The sequence below is a fragment of the Pedobacter africanus genome, assembly GCF_040548825.1.
GTDB classification, from domain to species: domain Bacteria; phylum Bacteroidota; class Bacteroidia; order Sphingobacteriales; family Sphingobacteriaceae; genus Pedobacter; species Pedobacter africanus_A.
In genome coordinates this window covers 2449867-2466426 of record NZ_JBEPSL010000001.1, presented here as the reverse complement: position 1 = coordinate 2466426, position 16560 = coordinate 2449867, and the positions used below count along the sequence as shown (strand labels likewise).

The window sequence follows — 16560 nt, the reverse complement described above, 5'->3', positions numbered from 1 at the left end:
CCCAAACACAGGTCGAACACAGGTCGAATGCTGATTTCAATCAAATTCAAAAGTATTTAAAACAGAAGTGAAACTGTGCGGTGCAGTATTTTCATAAATTCGTTTGAATGGTGTGAAGGAAAAACAACAATCTAAATTGAGATCATGAGGATAACCATCTTATTTGTACTGCTAATTGTTTCAGGCAATTTATTTGCCCAGAAAGATCCTTACCGGGCTACATTACAATCCCTATGTGATGTACTGCTTACCACGCAGATCAGCAAAAGCTCCGATCCAAACTTCGGTGCCCTGGTTTGCAGGTCTGCCAATCCCGAAAATCACCCCATACATTCGCGGGCAGCAGAAGCCGTGTACCCTTTTGCCGTGGCCTATAAACTTACCCGCAAAATTCAATATCGTGATGCTGCCATTAAACTGGGCAACTGGCTGGTAAAAATCCAGGAAACAAAAGGCAAAAATGCCGGGGGATGGAGCGAGAGCTGGCCCGATCCTGAACAAAAAGGCTGGCATGGAACTACTACCGATCAGCTGATCTCGCTGGCCGGTGCCTATGCCATTCTGAAACCCTGGCTCAATGCGGCAGAAATAGAAAGCTGGAACCATACCATGAATGCCGCTGCCGATTATATCGTAGCCACATTCCCCCTGGGGAATATCAATTATAATCCTACCGGTGCCGCTACTTTGCTGTATACTTATAAGGTTGCTGCCAGACCTAAACAGAGCTGGCTCATCAAAGCCGATTCCCTGATGAACAACAGCACCTTAAATTTTGTAACCAGCGATAATTTTTTGAGTGGTGAAGGAAAAGGGGTTGATGAAGGCTATAATATTGCGCAAAGCATAGGCTATATTGCACTTTATGCGCTATTGAAAGACGATCCCCGGATCAGGCAGATTGCGGCCAATTTGCTTAAAACGCATACCTTGTTTGTATATCCCAATGGCACCATCGACAATTCATGGGGTACACGCGCTTTCAAATGGAATTATGAAAGCGGAACAAAAACTGCCCCTGGTGTTTATTTCAGTTTTGCCCTGCTGGCCGACATGGACCCGCAGTTTGGGGCAGCTGGATTAAAATGCCTGGAATATTTAAATACACATGCCATGCAGGATGGCTGGATTGGTTACGGCCCGCATGCTGCAAATCACAGCAGCAGTTCCCCGCCCTGCAATTACTCTACTTTTGCAAGGGCACAGAGCATTGCACTGGCCATTGAATATGGCGCCAAAACCAATGCTCCGGGAAAAGCTTTATTGCCGGCACAGCAGCTCAACTGGTACCGGTTTTTTCCGGATATTAAGGTGGCGGTTATCCGTACCCCTAAAATGATGGCCACGGTATCGGCTTATGGCGAAATAAGAAGATATCCGCGCGAATCTGTGTGCCGTGGTGGCAGCATTACCAATCTTTGGTACGACGGCTTCGGGGCAAACGGCTTTTTACAGTCTTCCTCTGTTTCTGCTTATGACAGGACCGAAGCCATGCACATGCCTGTGGAAAAGAACCTGCTTCCGCTCACATCCAGGATTGAGTTTACAAAAGATACCGCTTATTATGCCAATATATTTGAGGCCGATGGCGAAATGAATGTGCTGCAGGAGGCTGATCATGTTAAAGTAAGCACAGCTGGTAATATGCAAACCATTAAAGGCGTAAAATCGGCCAGCAGTTACAGTTTAACCAACCGTTTTTATGACAGTTATCTTGTAAAAGAGATTACCGTAAAAGGGGAGGATCAGCAATACCGAATTGTTGAGCCCATAGTGAAAGATAAGGGAACGACCTTCCGGTTGAAAAACGACAGCACGGTGATCATCAAAACAGCAGCTTCAAATGAGGAATGGGAATTAAAAGTGCTGAACAGCACCCTGCCTTATAAAATAACGCTGGGCAAAGATGCAGACCGGTACTGGTCGCCTTTCCCTGGCGTAGAGGCCTATCCGGTAATCATCAGTTTCAGCACAGGCTCAGCAGCCCCGCAAACGTTAAAAATAGCACTTGGTAAAAAATAAATACAATTATGATCTTAAGAACTCCGCTCGTTTCTTTTTTAATTCTGGCTGTATCCGGTCTCTCCGGCTTTGCCCAAAAGCCCGATAAGCCTAATGTTTTGTTCATTGCAATAGATGACCTGAAACCGCTGCTGGGTTGCTATGGCGACCGTTTGGCTAAAACGCCCAATATAGACCGGCTGGCGAAAATGGGTACGGTTTTCAAAAGCAATTACTGTCAGCAGGCGGTTTGCGGCCCAACCAGGGCCAGTATCATGACCGGAATGCGCCCTGATGTGACCAAAGTATGGGATTTGAAAACCAGGATGCGGGACATGAACCCGGATATTCTGACCATCCCACAATATTTTGCCAGTCAGGGTTATTCTACCCAGGCCATCGGCAAAATTTACGATCCAAGATGTGTGGACGAGGACCTGGATAAGCCCAGCTGGACTGTTCCGCATTACAAAACAGATAAAAGCTATTATGCCGCTTCAACCGGGCAACCTGTTTTAAATTATTACCAGGCAAAGGATACCAGGGCGCTGGTTGAAAAACAGAGGAGGGAGGCCGGTGAAAAGACCTTAACCGATCAGATGCTGCCGGCTACCATCCGGCCTTCGATGGAATGTGTGGATGTACCCGACAATGCTTATATCGATGGGGCCAATTCACTTCAGGCAAAGGATATTTTAGCTGCGCTTCAAAAGAAAAACAGGCCCTTCTTTTTTGCAGTGGGCCTGGCCAAACCGCATTTACCTTTCAATGCGCCTAAAAAGTATTGGGACCTTTATGAACGTGACAAGATGCCGGTGGCAGCATTTCAGGAGCAATCAAAAAATGCAGTGGACGTGGCTTATCAGAATTCGGGAGAACTGCGTGCTTACTCGGATATTCCGGCCTTACTGGCCTTTACCGATCAGAAAAGCTATGGGGTAACATTGCCTGTAGCGCGGCAAAAGGAATTGCTACATGGATACTATGCCGCAGTTTCCTATGCCGATGCACAGATTGGCATGGTGCTGAATGCCCTGGACTCACTGGGCTTAAGTAAAAACACGATTGTTGTGCTTTGGGGCGACCACGGATGGCACCTGGGCGATCATAACCTGTGGTGCAAACACTCCAATTTTGAGGAAGCCACACGCAGCCCACTCATTTTTTCAGCCCCTCATATTAAACCTTCTGCTACCCAATCCCTTTCAGAATTTGTAGATGTTTTTCCTACACTTTGTGAACTGAGCGGTATTCCGGTTCCGGCCCATCTGGAAGGTAAAAGCCTGGTGCCGCTGATGAAGAACCCGGGCGCTGCAGTTAAGGAATTTGCGGTAAGCCAGTACCCAAGAAGTGCCAATGCCATAGAAACACAGCGCATGACGGATGCTACAGCTAAGATCATGGGTTATTCCATGCGTACAAAAAGATACCGTTACACCATCTGGGTAGAAAATTTCAGGACTGACCAGCCATTTAAGGCCTCTGCTGTTGTAGGCCAGGAATTGTATGATTATGCGCAAGACCCCCTGGAAAAGGTTAACGTGCTGAATGATAAAAAATATGCGCAGACGGCCAGGCATTTGAAAGCTGAAATGATCCGTTATTTTAAAAGCAAAGAGAAGCGCTAGGCTACAATACACCAGCATAAAAAAGGTGTTACAGATTACTGTAACACCTTTTTTGTGGTTTAAGGGGTCCACCACAGTTTGGTAGTGACTTTATCCGGCCCGCCCAGTTTGCTGATGCCCGATGCCAGTCCGCCGGCATTTGCAGAGGCCTCAATAGGAGGATAGGTTAGCCTTTTTACCGCAGCCGGGTCACTGGCCGGCGCATCGGTATTGTCGGAATTTAAACGGGGATACAATTTAGGAAAACCCGTTCTTCTGACTTCGGCCCAGGCCTCCAGTCCGTACGGATAAAGTGCCAGCCATTTCTGGGTACCTATCTGCTCTCTTTGTACAGCTTCTGTACTGCCAAAGGCAACCGGAATGTTTGTCATGGCCGGTGTATTGTAAATGTCGCCCAGGGCTGAAGGTGTGCTGGTGCCGGTTTTGTAATTCCCGATCACTGTGGCATCTGTTACACCCCATTGTGCCATAGAAGCATCAATACCCTGCTGATAATAACTCTGCGCCGTACCTGCGCCCACTGTCCAGTTGTTCAGTTTGGCTTCGGCCATTAAAAAGAAGGTCTCTGCTGCGGTAAAAAGCGTCCAGGGAGCTACACCGCGATTGGCGAAACCAAATGAAGAATTGATATTACTGTTGTTGGCCACATTGTTTTGAGCAAGGCCAATCTGCACCTGCGATAATCCGTTGCGGATGCCTTTGTATACACCGCCACTGGCAGGGTCAAAAAACTTCTGTAAACGTGGGTCGTTATAGCCTTTTAATACGCTTTCCATGGCAGCACTCATACGAAATTCATTAAATGAGGATATAGAGGCAGTAAGGTGCGGAGTTGTTGTACTCACTTTCATCAGGGCATTGTCGGCATTGGCCGTAATCATACCGCCGGCTGCGGTAAGCGCAGCTTCGGCCTGCAGGCGGCCCAGCGCAGGATCTTTTTTAGACACGCGCATGGCTGCCCTTAACCAGAGGGAGTTACAGAATTTTGTCCATTTCTTTACATCACCACCATAAATCAGGTCCCCTTTTTCGAAATAGCGGGTGGTACCGGTATAGGCAGACAAAGTGGTATTGGCCTCTTTCAGTATTTTAAAGAAATCTTTATAGATGTCTTCCTGGCTGTCGTACCATACTTCGGTATTGCCATTGCCGGCCTGCGAATAGGGGATGGCGCCCCAGTTGTCGGTTACCGGCATAAACATAAACACCTTCCATACTTTAGTGATGGCGTGTTTTATAGGGTCCTGCAGTGGCCCGCCTTCTTTGGTTTGTTCCATTACTACGCTAAGCTGGGCGTTGGCATTGCTGTAAAAATGGTTCCAGCCATCGTTAAGCCAGTTGCCCACCATTACGTTCCTGTCCGACTCGGCAGATTGCGAGGTATTGGAGAAATATTGTGCCTGTGCATCCGAATAGCGGTTTGCGAAACGCTGGAAGGGGGTGGCACCAGAATTGGTGGTATTTGGGCCAAAACAGCCCCGGTATTGTGCTGCAGAAAAGATATATTCCAGTGTGGCATTGTCTACCGTCGAAATTTTGGTTTTATCTGTATTCAGGTCTTCAAAATTTTTGGTGCAGGACAGCATTACTGTTGCTGCCAGTAAGGTACCTAGTGTCTTTTTTATATAATGTGCTTTCATCATGGATATGAATTATTCTTCGGACAAGTCCGGATTAAAAAGTAAGGTTTAACGAGAGACCGAATGAGCGGGTGGTTGGCGGAGCAAAAGCCTCGATACCAACGGTAGAATTTCCGCTTCCGATCACCTGCTCCGGATCAAAGCCCTCGGCGCGGTTCAGCAAAAAGAACAGGTTACGTCCTGTTAGCGAGATGCTGGCCGATTGAAAAGGCTTTCCGTTTAAAAGTTTGCCGCTCAGGTTATAGCCCAATACAAATTCCCTTAAACGGATGTTAGAGGCGTCGTAAGTAAATACCTCACCTGCAGGGGTGTTCCTTCCACCCACTTTTTTCCAGTACTGTTCTGCGGTAATCTGTTTGTTGTTTTTGCTGCCATCGGCAAATACGCCGTCAAATATAAAACCATCGCGGTTTTGGGCCGTTTTTGCGGCTACACCGTCGGCATAGATATTGGCATTGGTAAATGAAGATACCACGCCACCCATGCGGGCGCTGATGACAAAGCTGGTAAAGAAGTTTTTGTACGAAAATTTGTTCACGATGCTGCCTGTCCAATCCGGACGTGTATTACCCACATATACATCCTGTGCGCCGCTGATTACAGGAAGGCCATTGACATCAACAATGATCTGACCGCTGGCATTGCGCAGGTAACCGCGACTATACAGTTCACCGAAAGGTTTACCCTTTACAATTTTAACCGTATTCATAAAGTCGCCTGCGGTGGTTAACAGAAACTCATTCAGCGTAGGCGAAATCTCCAGTACTTTATTGTTGTTTTTGGCATAGTTTACTGACACATCCCATTTAAAGCTGCTGGTTTTTACCGGGCTGCCGTTCAGCGTAAATTCTATACCGTCGTTTTTAATGTTACCGGCATTGATGTACTGGCTGGCCCATCCCGAACCTGCCGGCAGGGTAATGGCCAGCAATTGATTTTTAGAGTTGCTGTTGTACCAGGTCAAATCAAAACCTAAACGGCTGTTAAAGAACCTGGCTTCCAGGCCCAGTTCCTGGGCAGTGGTAATTTCCGGTTTCAGGCCGGGTATTGGCTTGGTAGCATCCCTGCCAATGGTAACACTGTTGCCCCCCTGAAATGAAGTATAAGTCTGACTAAGGTTATACGGGTCGGCATCGTTACCGGTTTGGGCAAAAGAGCCCCGTAATTTGGCAAAGCTGATGAATTCCGGAAGTTTATACATCTCCGAAAGTACTGCGCTAAGACCTACCGAAGGGAAAAAATAGCTGTTGTTCCCTTTGGGCAGGGTAGACGACCAGTCGTTCCGGCCGGTAACAGTTAAGGTTAAATAGTTTTTATAGCTCAGGTCGGCCGTTGCATACAGCGCCTGTTTTTCTTTCTGATAAATGCTCCTGCTTGGTGTTGAACCATTGGTATTGCCTACCGTAAACAGGTTTTCGATGATGAGGCTATTGTTCCGGGTACCTGTGGTTACAATATCATTTTTTTGGATATTTCCGCCAAAATTAGCGTTTAAGGTAAAAGCTTTGGACAGGTTTTGATTGTAAGAGAACAGGAAGTCGTGGTTGATCTCGCGTACATCTCTGGTATTGAGCTGGTAATCGCCCTGAGGCGCTATAACATAAGTATCGTTGTACCATTTAAATTCACCGTTGTCGGTATACCTGTCGATTCCCGAGCGCAGCATTACATTTAATGAGGGCAAGATCTTGTAGGTTAAAGCGGCAAAGCCGGTAAGCCTGTTTCTTTCCTCATCAGCAAGGTTCCTGTTTTTTGCCCAATATGGATTGGCTGCAGCAGTGGCGCCGGGGTTCCAATAGTTCTGGCGTAAAAAGCCTGAGCCATTGATATAATCGTAGTTCTGCAGATCTTCAGGAGCAATGTTGATGGGCACGCGGTAGATGCCCAGGTTAGGGTTATCGTTACCACCCCCAACACCTGGTCGGTTGATGATGTCCTGGTTCAGGTAGGTGGCTTTGAGATCTGCAGTAAAACGTTCCCCAAGTTTTCCGCTGGCCCTTAAGTTGAAATTATGACGTTTCAGTTTGTTGTTGTCTATGATACCCGTTGCGTTGGTATTGGTATAGGAGAAATAAACCTGTGCCTGTTCCGTGCCTGCATTTAAGGCAATGCTGTTTACCAGGTTGGTCCCCTTGCTGTAAAAATCCCTGAAATTATCCGGATGCGCAATATAGGCATTGGTTTTGCCTGCATCGGCAGGGTCTTTACTCCAGGTAGGAACCATTTTGCCGTCCAGCTTTGGCCCCCAGCTTTGTTCGCCCGAAGCACTGAAGATGCCTGAAGCACCTTGCCCGTATTCGGTCTGGAATTTTTGTAAAAAGATAGGTTGTTCTATTTGCAGGCCACCGGTATAGCTGATGCCTACGCCTTTGCGCTGCTTACCTTTTTTTGTGGTAATGATAATGGCCCCGTTTGAAGCCCGGCTTCCGTACAAAGCTGTGGCGGAAGCACCTTTTAAAACGTTTATGGATTCTATGTCATCCGGATTGAGACTGGATATGCCATCTCCTGAATCTCTGCCTCCATTAACCCTTCCGGCCTGGGCCGTAGAATTATCCAGGGGCACGCCATCTACTACCATCAGGGCCTGGTTATTGCCACTGATGGAGCGGTCGCCGCGTAGGGTTACCCTCGATGAACCACCCAGGCCAGAGGAAGAGCGGACCACATCAAGTCCGGCTACTTTTCCGGTAAGGGAGTTCACCACGTTCAATTCCCTTGCTTTGGTGAGTTCTTCGGTATTTACTGTTTGGGTAGAATACACCAGCGTTTTCTTTTCCTTAGTGATACCTAACGCAGTAACTACCACTTCATTCAGGGCTTTACTGTCGCTTACCAATACGATACGCAAAGTATTGCCATTTACCTGTTTTTCCTGGCCGATATAACCAATATAAGAGAAAACAAGTGTTGCATTGGAGGGCGCATTGATGGAGAAGGCTCCATTAGGATCGGTAGTGGTTACTGTTTTGGTGTTTTTTACAGTTACGGTAACCCCGGGTAAAGGCAGCTGCGTTTCATCAACTACAGTACCCTTGACCTGAGCAAGTGCAATCGTAGCCATGAAACAAAGTCCAGATAATAAGGAAAGTTTTCTTTTCATACATTTAATAGTTTGGTTATCAAACCAAATCTATCTTTCCCTATGCGCTTTGGGTTTCGCTTTTGATTTTTTTGATTTAGGTTTTGGCCAGTTCATCTGGATTTCTGCAAAATTCAAAGTCTGTTACTTTTTAAACGGATGATTTGCCAGGGCAGCTTGCGCGCCGGGCAAAAAAAAAGCCTGAATGCGATAGCATTCAGGCTTTAACAGCACTAATCCTGGTTGTTCCGTATTAAGACTGGTTCAGGGTTTTCAGGTCGATCTTTTTCAGCGCTGCATAACGTTTTAATGCTTCAAGGAAATAATAATCGGCATAATTTAATGGCGTGTCAATCTCTGAATTGTACAACAGCGCGCCTACGCTATGTTTCAGAATAAAAAACTTGTTCTCACCTGGTTTGGCCAGGTACTCATCAGAAGATAAGGTTTTCAGGATATCCTCGGCATATTTAAAATATTTCTGTCCGTCTTTAACCTGCGTGCTCAGGTCTAACAATGCAGAAGCAATTACAGCAGCAGCAGAGGCATCCCTTGGAGACCTGTCGCGGTTATGTACATCAAAGTCCCAGAGCGGAATTTTGTCGGCCGGCATTGCAGGATGGTTCATGATAAAGGCTGCAATGTGTTCTGCCTGCTCAATAAATTTCTTGTCTTTGGTATCCTTATAACTCATGGTATAACCATAAAGGCCCCATGCCTGTCCGCGTGCCCATGCCGATTCGTTGGTGAGGCCCTGGTGTGTTTCGCGCTGCAGTACTTTTCCGCTCAGGGTATCGTAGCTGATGACATGATAAGAGCTGTAATCTTTCCTGAAGTGGTTTTTCATGGTAGTTACGGCATGTGTTTTAGCGGCATTAAACCATTCCGGTTTATTGAATTCTTTACCGGCCCAGTATAGATATTCCAGGTTCATCATGTTGTCGATGATCACGGGATATTGCCAGTGGCCGAAATCCCAGGAGCGGATTACGCCTGCTTTTTTGTTGAAACGGGCATATAAGTTGGCTGCACCATTTTCTAAAGGTTTAAGGTAAATTTTATCGCCGGTTAATCTTAAGGCATTGCCATAAGAGCAATACAGCATAAACCCCAGGTCGTGTGTATCTTTTATGTATTGTATTGAATCCAGCGCCAGGGTAAATCTTTTTGCTTCGGCGGCCAGGTTTTGATCTCCCGACAGCTCATAGCCATACCACAGGCTGCCCGCAAAGAAACCGGTGGTCCAGTCGCGCAGTGGCGCAAGCCTTACCGTACCATCCGGATTGATAGACCTTGGGTTCATTCCTGGTGTATAGGTCTGCGCAGCTTTGGTTAACTGGTACACTGCAGTTTTTGTAGATTTCTTTAACCAGTCATCCCCGTTGCCTTTCGTGACTGCCATACTATTTACTGAGCCCATCAGGGCGATAGCTGCAGCAAACGTACTGAGTAGTGTTTTCATATTCCGATCTAAGTTTTGTTTTTAATGTTGATGAAGGTAGGAAGAGTAAAAAAGACAGGCTTTCAGAATGGGATATATTCATTTAAAAATTGTTGAATCCTGAAAATATTTGTTTCCCGGTGCGCGATAAGCTTCACCATAAAATAGGTTATTGATGGCAGAGCTTGTATTTTTGTAAAATAAACAGGGGATTAATCAAAAGTGATAGCATTTTAAACAATATCTAAATCCGTTCTTGTTATACTGCTTTACATTCGTTTTGTCAATAAAACCAAATTATGTAAATCCAAAAATGTTATGAAACGATTTTTACTGCTATTAATTATTGTTGCGGGTAACCTTACGCTCTATGCCCAAAATATAAGTGTAAAGGGGGTGGTTACCGATGAAGCGGGCAACCCGCTACCCGGTGCTACTGTAACCGAGAAAGGTGTTGCCAACGGAAAAGTAACCGATAACAATGGCGCGTATGAAATCAGGGTAAAACAGGATGCCATACTGGTCTTTTCTTTTATCGGATCGACCACTACCGAGCGTGCTGTTAAAGGGCGTACCGTTATCAATGTAAAACTTGCTGATGACAACAAGAACCTGAACGAGGTGGTTGTGATTGGTTACGGTACAGTGAAACGTAAAGACCTGACCGGATCGGTTTCTTCGGTAAAAGGGGAGGAGATAAGTAAAGTACCTGTGCCAAACGTAGCGAGTGCTTTGCAGGGCCGCGTTGCAGGGATGACCGTTGCGCCATCTGACGGAACGCCGGGTGCCCAGCCTACCATTACCATAAGGGGTGGTGGTTCCATTACCCAAAGTAACGAACCTTTATATGTAGTGGATGGTATTCCGCAAACAGACGGACTAAGCTTTCTTGATCCTATGGATATTGAAAGTGTGGACGTGCTGAAAGATGCCTCTGCTACTTCTATTTATGGTGCCCGCGGTGCAAACGGGGTAATCCTGATTACGACCAAACAGCCTAAAGCCGGAAAACTGACCATAAACTACGATATGTATTATGGTGCAAAAAAGATAACCAGGGAACTGCCTTTGTTAAACCCCTACCAGTATACCTTATTACAGTATGAAAGGTCTTTGGGGAATGCTACAGAGGAGGATCGTTATCTGAGGACATTTGGTGCTTTTTCAAGAAGGGATGAACTGTATGCCGGAAAAGCTGGCATAAACTGGCAGGATTTAGCCCTGGGCAGTACAGCAAACAGTCAGTACCATAAAGTAAGCATGAGCGGCGGAAGTACTGAAACCAGGTTTAACCTGTTTTATTCCCACAATAACGATGAAGGCACCATGCTAAACAGCTCTGCTGAGAAAGATGTGATGAAACTGACGGTGAACCATAACCTGGGTAAAAAATTGAAGGTAAACGGAATTGTAAACTACTCTAACCAGAATGTCTATGGAGTGGGTACCAGAGAAGGCAATAACCGTTTTAACCAGCTGCAAAATATTCTGCAGTACCGTCCAACTTTTGGTATTGGTGGTAGTGATGACGACCTGATCAACCAGGATACCGATCCTTTTCTGGATGAGAATTCGGGCAATGTGCTTCAAAACCCGATTACCAATGCTGAATCACAATTGAGATCGGCCAATAGCAAGCTTTTGAATTTGAATGCTTCGGTTGATTATGAATTTTTTCCTGGTTTAACTTACCGTGGTTTGGTAGGTTTTAAAACCGCCAACAACAAAACAAAGCTGTTTAATGATGCCCGCTCTATGAATGCCAAACGTTCAAATGGACCCAACGGATCTATTGCCCAGGCCGATCAGAACGGCTGGAACTACAGCAATACTTTAACTTATGTTCCAAAATTAAAAAAATCGCATAGCCTGACCGTGATGGCAGGTCAGGAACAATTGTATAACCTGTCTGAGAACTTCTCTATGGCAGCAAGCAATTTCCCGAATGTGAATTTAGGACTGGATGATATTGGCCAGGGTGCTGTACTGGGCCCATTGAGCTCCAGGAAAGAAGACGACAAATTGTTCTCTTTGTTTGGAAGGGCCAACTATTCTTATAAAGACAGGTACCTTTTGTCGGCCAGCTTCAGGGCCGATGGTTCATCTAAGTTTGGTGCCGACAATAAATTCGGTTACTTCCCGTCTGCAGCTTTTGCCTGGAGGGTAAGTGACGAAAGCTTTATGAAAAACATCAAACAGATTTCTGATCTGAAACTGCGTGTAAGTTACGGTGCTTCAGGTAACAACCGTATTGGCAACTACCTGTCGCTGGACCTGTTCCAGTCTGGTTTTTATCCGCTGAACAACTCCAATGTAATTGCCGTTTTCCCTAACTCATTGCCTAACCCGGATTTGAAATGGGAAACGACCATCTCTAAAAACCTTGGTCTGGACCTGGGCTTATTTGGTCAGCGCGTACAATTAACTGTTGATGCTTATGATAACCGTATTTCCGACCTGCTGTTAAATTCAGTGGTTTCGGGTGTATCAGGTTTTAACAATATGCTGATCAATGTGGGCTCTACCAGCAATAAAGGTTTGGAGTTTACCTTAAATACGGTTAATATTAAAAAGAGCGATTTCAGCTGGAACAGTACTTTCAATATTGGTTTCAACAACAACAAGGTAACCAGCCTGAACAAAGGCGATAAGTTTATGCTGGCGAATTCGGGATGGGGAGAGAACCTGGAAAACGACTATATTGTAGAAGTAGGTAAGTCTGTAGGGCGTATGTATGGTTACAAAACCAATGGCATTTATACCGTAGATGATTTTGATTACAACGCTGCCACCCAGGTGTTCACTTTAAAAAGCGGCATTGCCCAGGATCCTAACAACGCTGCAAAGCCGGGCACTTTAAAATACGTGGATGTAAATGGAGATGGGGTAGTGAATGCTGATGACCGTTCGGTAATCGGAAATGCAACACCAAAATTCATCGGAGGTTTAAACAATAACTTCAGCTATAAAGGTTTTGATTTAAGTGTGTTCATCAACTGGTCATTTGGAAATGACATTTATAATGGAAACCTCCTGAACAACAGTCAGACCAATCTTAACAACATCAACACCATGGCTTATTTTGCCGATCGCTGGATTACTGTAAATGCTGCGGGGCAACGCATTACCACTCCCGAGGAAATGAATGCCCTGAATGCAGGTAAGACCATACCTTCGTACAATGGCAGGGGTTCTGCTTTGCGTCTTTACGATAAAATGATCGAAGATGGCTCGTTCCTGCGTATCAGTAATGTGAGCCTGGGCTATACCTTCCCTAAAAACTGGGTTTCGAAATTAAAAATGAGCGGTGCCAGGGTATATGTTACAGGATATAACCTGCATACCTTTACCAAATACAGCGGTTACGATCCGGAAGTAAGTACGGCTAACCCAACCCGTTTAACACCGGGTGTAGATTTTGGTGCTTATCCAAGAAGCCGTTCATTTGTGGCCGGTTTAAATGTTTCCTTCTAAAATTCAAGATTAAGATCATGAAAAGATATATTAAATTAATGGTTGTAGCCTCGGCTATATTTGTTATGCCAACTTCCTGCAAAAAGTGGTTGAAAGAAGAACCTTATTCCCTTTATGCAAGTGAAACCTTTTTTAAAACTACCGATGAAGCAGATATGGCTGTGCTTGGGGTTTATCAGCAAATGACAGGAACATTTGGCTACGGTTTCTACATGTCGATGGTATTTGATATTGACAGCGATATTGCCCAGATGCAAGGCGCAGTAATCAGTGACGGTCCACGGCAGGTTGCCCACTATTCTATACCTACTTCCCATTCCTATATGCTTGAGACCTGGAGACAGATGTACAGGGGCATCAACAGGGCCAACCTGGTAATTGAAAAAGTGCCGCAGATGGACCTTTTTAAAAATGGCACCGAAGCGCAGAAAGCTACCCTGAATAAAATACTGGGAGAAGCCAAATTTTTAAGGGGTCAGTATTATTTCGACCTGGTACGCCTGTTTGGCGATGTGCCCATGAAACTCAAATCTACCGAAGCTACAGATGATGTATTGCTGCCAAGAACTGAAAGGTACGAAATTTATACCCAGATCATTAAGGATATGACCGAGGCGGCTGCACTGATTCCTGAAAATTCCGCAAAATCTAAAGACGAAAGGGTAAGCAAGGGCGCAGTGAAAGGCATGCTTGCGCGTGTGGCTTTGTTTGCCGGAGGTTGGTCGTTGAGACAAAGCGGTCAGATGGAGCAGCCTTCTAACTATAAAGAATACTATGCACTAGCACAGAAAATGAGTTCAGAGGTAATGGCCTCGGGTGAGCATGCGCTGAATGCCAGTTATGAGCAGATCTTCAAAAATCATTGCAAGTTTATCCTGGAGCCTAAAGAATCCATGTATGAAGTGGCGCTTTTCAACGCAACCGGAGGCACAGCTAACAGTGGTGTGGTAGGTAGCTGGAATGCACCTATTGCCGATCTTGGAAACCCGTATGGCCGGGCCAACTCTTTCTATAAAACCACCGCGTTGTTCCAGAAAAGCTATAAGACCGGAGATTTACGCCGGGACGTAGCGGTTTGTACTTATAAACTGGATGTTACAGGTGCACAGGTTCCGCAACTTACCGGCCGCCTGGATGAAGGTTGGGCTCCGGGAAAATGGAGACGCGACTGGCAAAATACAGGAGCTAAAGATCCAAATAATACGGATCTTAACTGGACTTTATTGCGCTATGCCGATGTGCTCCTGATGCGTGCCGAAGCAGAAAATGAACTGAATGAAGGACCGAATGCAGCAGCTTACAATGCCATTAACCAGGTAAGGAGAAGGGCATATGGAAAACCGCTGAACACTGCTGACGCGACGGTTGATTTGCCGGCAGGTTTAAATAAACAGGACTTTTTTGAAAGGTTAAAACAGGAGCGTGCCTGGGAGCTTTGTTTTGAAGGCATGAGAAGGATGGACCTGATCCGCTGGAATATACTTGGAACAAGCATCAGGGCAACACAGGTAGCTTTAAAAGCCTATCGCAGCAATTATGCGTATGTTGCTGGAGATTACTTTAAAGACAATAAAAACGAATTGTATCCAATCCCTCAGATTGAAAGGGATTTGAATACCAACCTATCGCAAAACCCTAATTACTAAAAATGGTTAAACTGAAATTGATCTTTTCAGGTTTGATTGCTGGCATGGCTTTATCTTCATGCCAGCAGCCTAAACCTGCCGAAAGTGCCAGAAGGCCCAATATTGTGTTCATCATGACCGATGACCACACCATTCAGGCCATGAGTGCTTATGGCAGTAAGCTGGTTAAAACCCCAAACCTGGATAGAATTGCCCATGAAGGGATGCTGTTTAACAACTGTTTTGTAACCAATGCAGTTTGCGGCCCCTCCAGAGCTACCATCCTTACCGGAAAATACAGCCACCTGAACGGGCTTACCGACAATTCAAAGGTGTTCGACAGCACCCAGGTCATTTATCCGCAATTGCTGAAAAAGGCAGGTTACCAGACCGCTATGATCGGTAAATGGCACCTGGGCTCTAATCCTGTAGGCTTTGATTATTACAGCATTTTGCCCAACCAGGGACAATATTACCAGCCAGAGTTTATAGAAAATGGTAAAATGGTTAAAGAGAATGGCTATGTAACAGATCTGATTACTGACAAGGCCATCAGTTTTCTCGAAAAGCGGAACCAGGATCAGCCTTTCCTGATGATTTACCAGCATAAAGCCCCGCACCGGAACTGGCTGCCAGCCCCGCGTCACTTGGGCATGTTCGACGATCAGGTTTTTCCTGAACCGCCAACACTGCTGGATGATTTCAAAGGCAGGGGCAGGGCCGCGAAAGAGCAGATGATGAACATCTCGACCGATATGTGGCCTGCCTGGGATTTGAAAATGATGTCGACCGCCCAGCTGGATTCTATGGCCAGACTGCCCCTTAAGGCTAAGTTTAAAGATGCCAAAGGCGATGACTACAAACAAGCCAACGATCCATCGCTGGATAAAAGCCGCTTTTTTGAGGTTTACAACCGCATGAACGCGCAGGAAAAACAGCAATGGAAAAAAGTATACGACAAACGTGTAGCCGAGTTTAACAGGCTTAAACCTAAGGGCGACGACCTGGTACGCTGGAAATACCAGCAGTACATGCGCGATTACCTGGCCTGTGTGGTCTCGGTAGATGAAAACGTTGGCCGCCTGATGGATTACCTTAAAAAGATAGGAGAACTGGACAATACCATTATTGTATATACCTCCGATCAGGGCTTCTACCTGGGCGAAAACGGTTATTTCGATAAACGTTTCATGTACGATGTATCGTTCCGTACACCTTTGCTGGTCAGATACCCGGCTTCGGTTAAGGCCGGATCGGTAAGCAATGCCTTTGCCATGAACCTGGATTTTGCGCCTACCTTGCTGGATTACGCGGGGGTAAAAATCCCTGAAGATATGCAGGGGGTATCGCTAAGGCCGGTACTGGACAATGCGGGCAAAACCCCGGAAAACTGGCGCAAAGCTGTGTATTATCATTATTACGAGTACCCGAGCTGGCATATGGTAAAAAGGCATTATGGCATCAGAACAGCACGTTACAAGCTGATCCATTTTTACAATGATGTAGATGAGTGGGAACTGTACGATATGCAGAAAGACCCGCAGGAATTACACAATCTGTACAGTGATGCTGCTTATCAGCCTGTAATTAATGAACTTAAAGCGGAAATGAAAAAACTGCAGGTACAATATAAAGATACAGATCCAACTGAAACCCTTTCAAAATAGAT

General features: G+C 45.7%; 8 protein-coding genes. 5 read left to right on the top strand and 3 right to left on the bottom strand.

Translation table 11 applies throughout. From position 1 onward, the window contains the following. Positions 1–144 precede the first annotated feature (144 nt). Together ABIE26_RS09995 and ABIE26_RS09990 are read left to right on the top strand one after the other, a co-directional pair. Entirely contained in the window at positions 145–2022 is a 1878-nt protein-coding gene (locus ABIE26_RS09995; protein ID WP_310137201.1) for a hypothetical protein, read from the top strand. Positions 2023–2030: 8 nt separating this feature from the next. Beyond that, positions 2031–3629, top strand: coding sequence for a sulfatase (locus ABIE26_RS09990; RefSeq protein WP_310137203.1), 1599 nt, complete (start codon positions 2031–2033; stop codon positions 3627–3629). Positions 3630–3688: 59 nt separating this feature from the next. Here ABIE26_RS09990 and ABIE26_RS09985 read toward each other — a convergent pair whose 3' ends face one another. The 3 genes from ABIE26_RS09985 to ABIE26_RS09975 form a co-directional block, all read right to left on the bottom strand. After that, positions 3689–5272, bottom strand: coding sequence for a SusD/RagB family nutrient-binding outer membrane lipoprotein (locus tag ABIE26_RS09985; RefSeq protein ID WP_310137204.1), 1584 nt, complete (start codon positions 5270–5272; stop codon positions 3689–3691). 31 nt (positions 5273–5303) lie between these two features. After that, on the bottom strand, positions 5304–8372 hold the full coding sequence (locus ABIE26_RS09980) for a SusC/RagA family TonB-linked outer membrane protein (RefSeq protein ID WP_310137205.1): 3069 nt from the start codon (positions 8370–8372) through the stop codon (positions 5304–5306). Positions 8373–8604: 232 nt separating this feature from the next. Next, entirely contained in the window at positions 8605–9813 is a 1209-nt protein-coding gene (locus ABIE26_RS09975; RefSeq protein ID WP_310137206.1) for a glycoside hydrolase family 88 protein, read from the bottom strand. A 297-nt stretch (positions 9814–10110) separates the two neighbouring features. On the opposite strand from ABIE26_RS09975, the gene ABIE26_RS09970 reads away from it, so the two are divergent. The 3 genes from ABIE26_RS09970 to ABIE26_RS09960 are packed head-to-tail and all read left to right on the top strand — an operon-like array spanning position 10111 to position 16558. Then, positions 10111–13266 carry a SusC/RagA family TonB-linked outer membrane protein gene (locus ABIE26_RS09970; RefSeq protein WP_310137208.1) on the top strand — a complete coding sequence of 1052 codons (3156 nt, stop codon included), beginning with the start codon at positions 10111–10113 and terminating at the stop codon, positions 13264–13266. A 17-nt stretch (positions 13267–13283) separates the two neighbouring features. Continuing rightward, positions 13284–14912, top strand: coding sequence for a RagB/SusD family nutrient uptake outer membrane protein (locus ABIE26_RS09965; protein ID WP_310137209.1), 1629 nt, complete (start codon positions 13284–13286; stop codon positions 14910–14912). 2 nt (positions 14913–14914) lie between these two features. After that, positions 14915–16558 carry a sulfatase family protein gene (locus tag ABIE26_RS09960; protein ID WP_310137212.1) on the top strand — a complete coding sequence of 548 codons (1644 nt, stop codon included), beginning with the start codon at positions 14915–14917 and terminating at the stop codon, positions 16556–16558. Positions 16559–16560 lie beyond the last annotated feature (2 nt).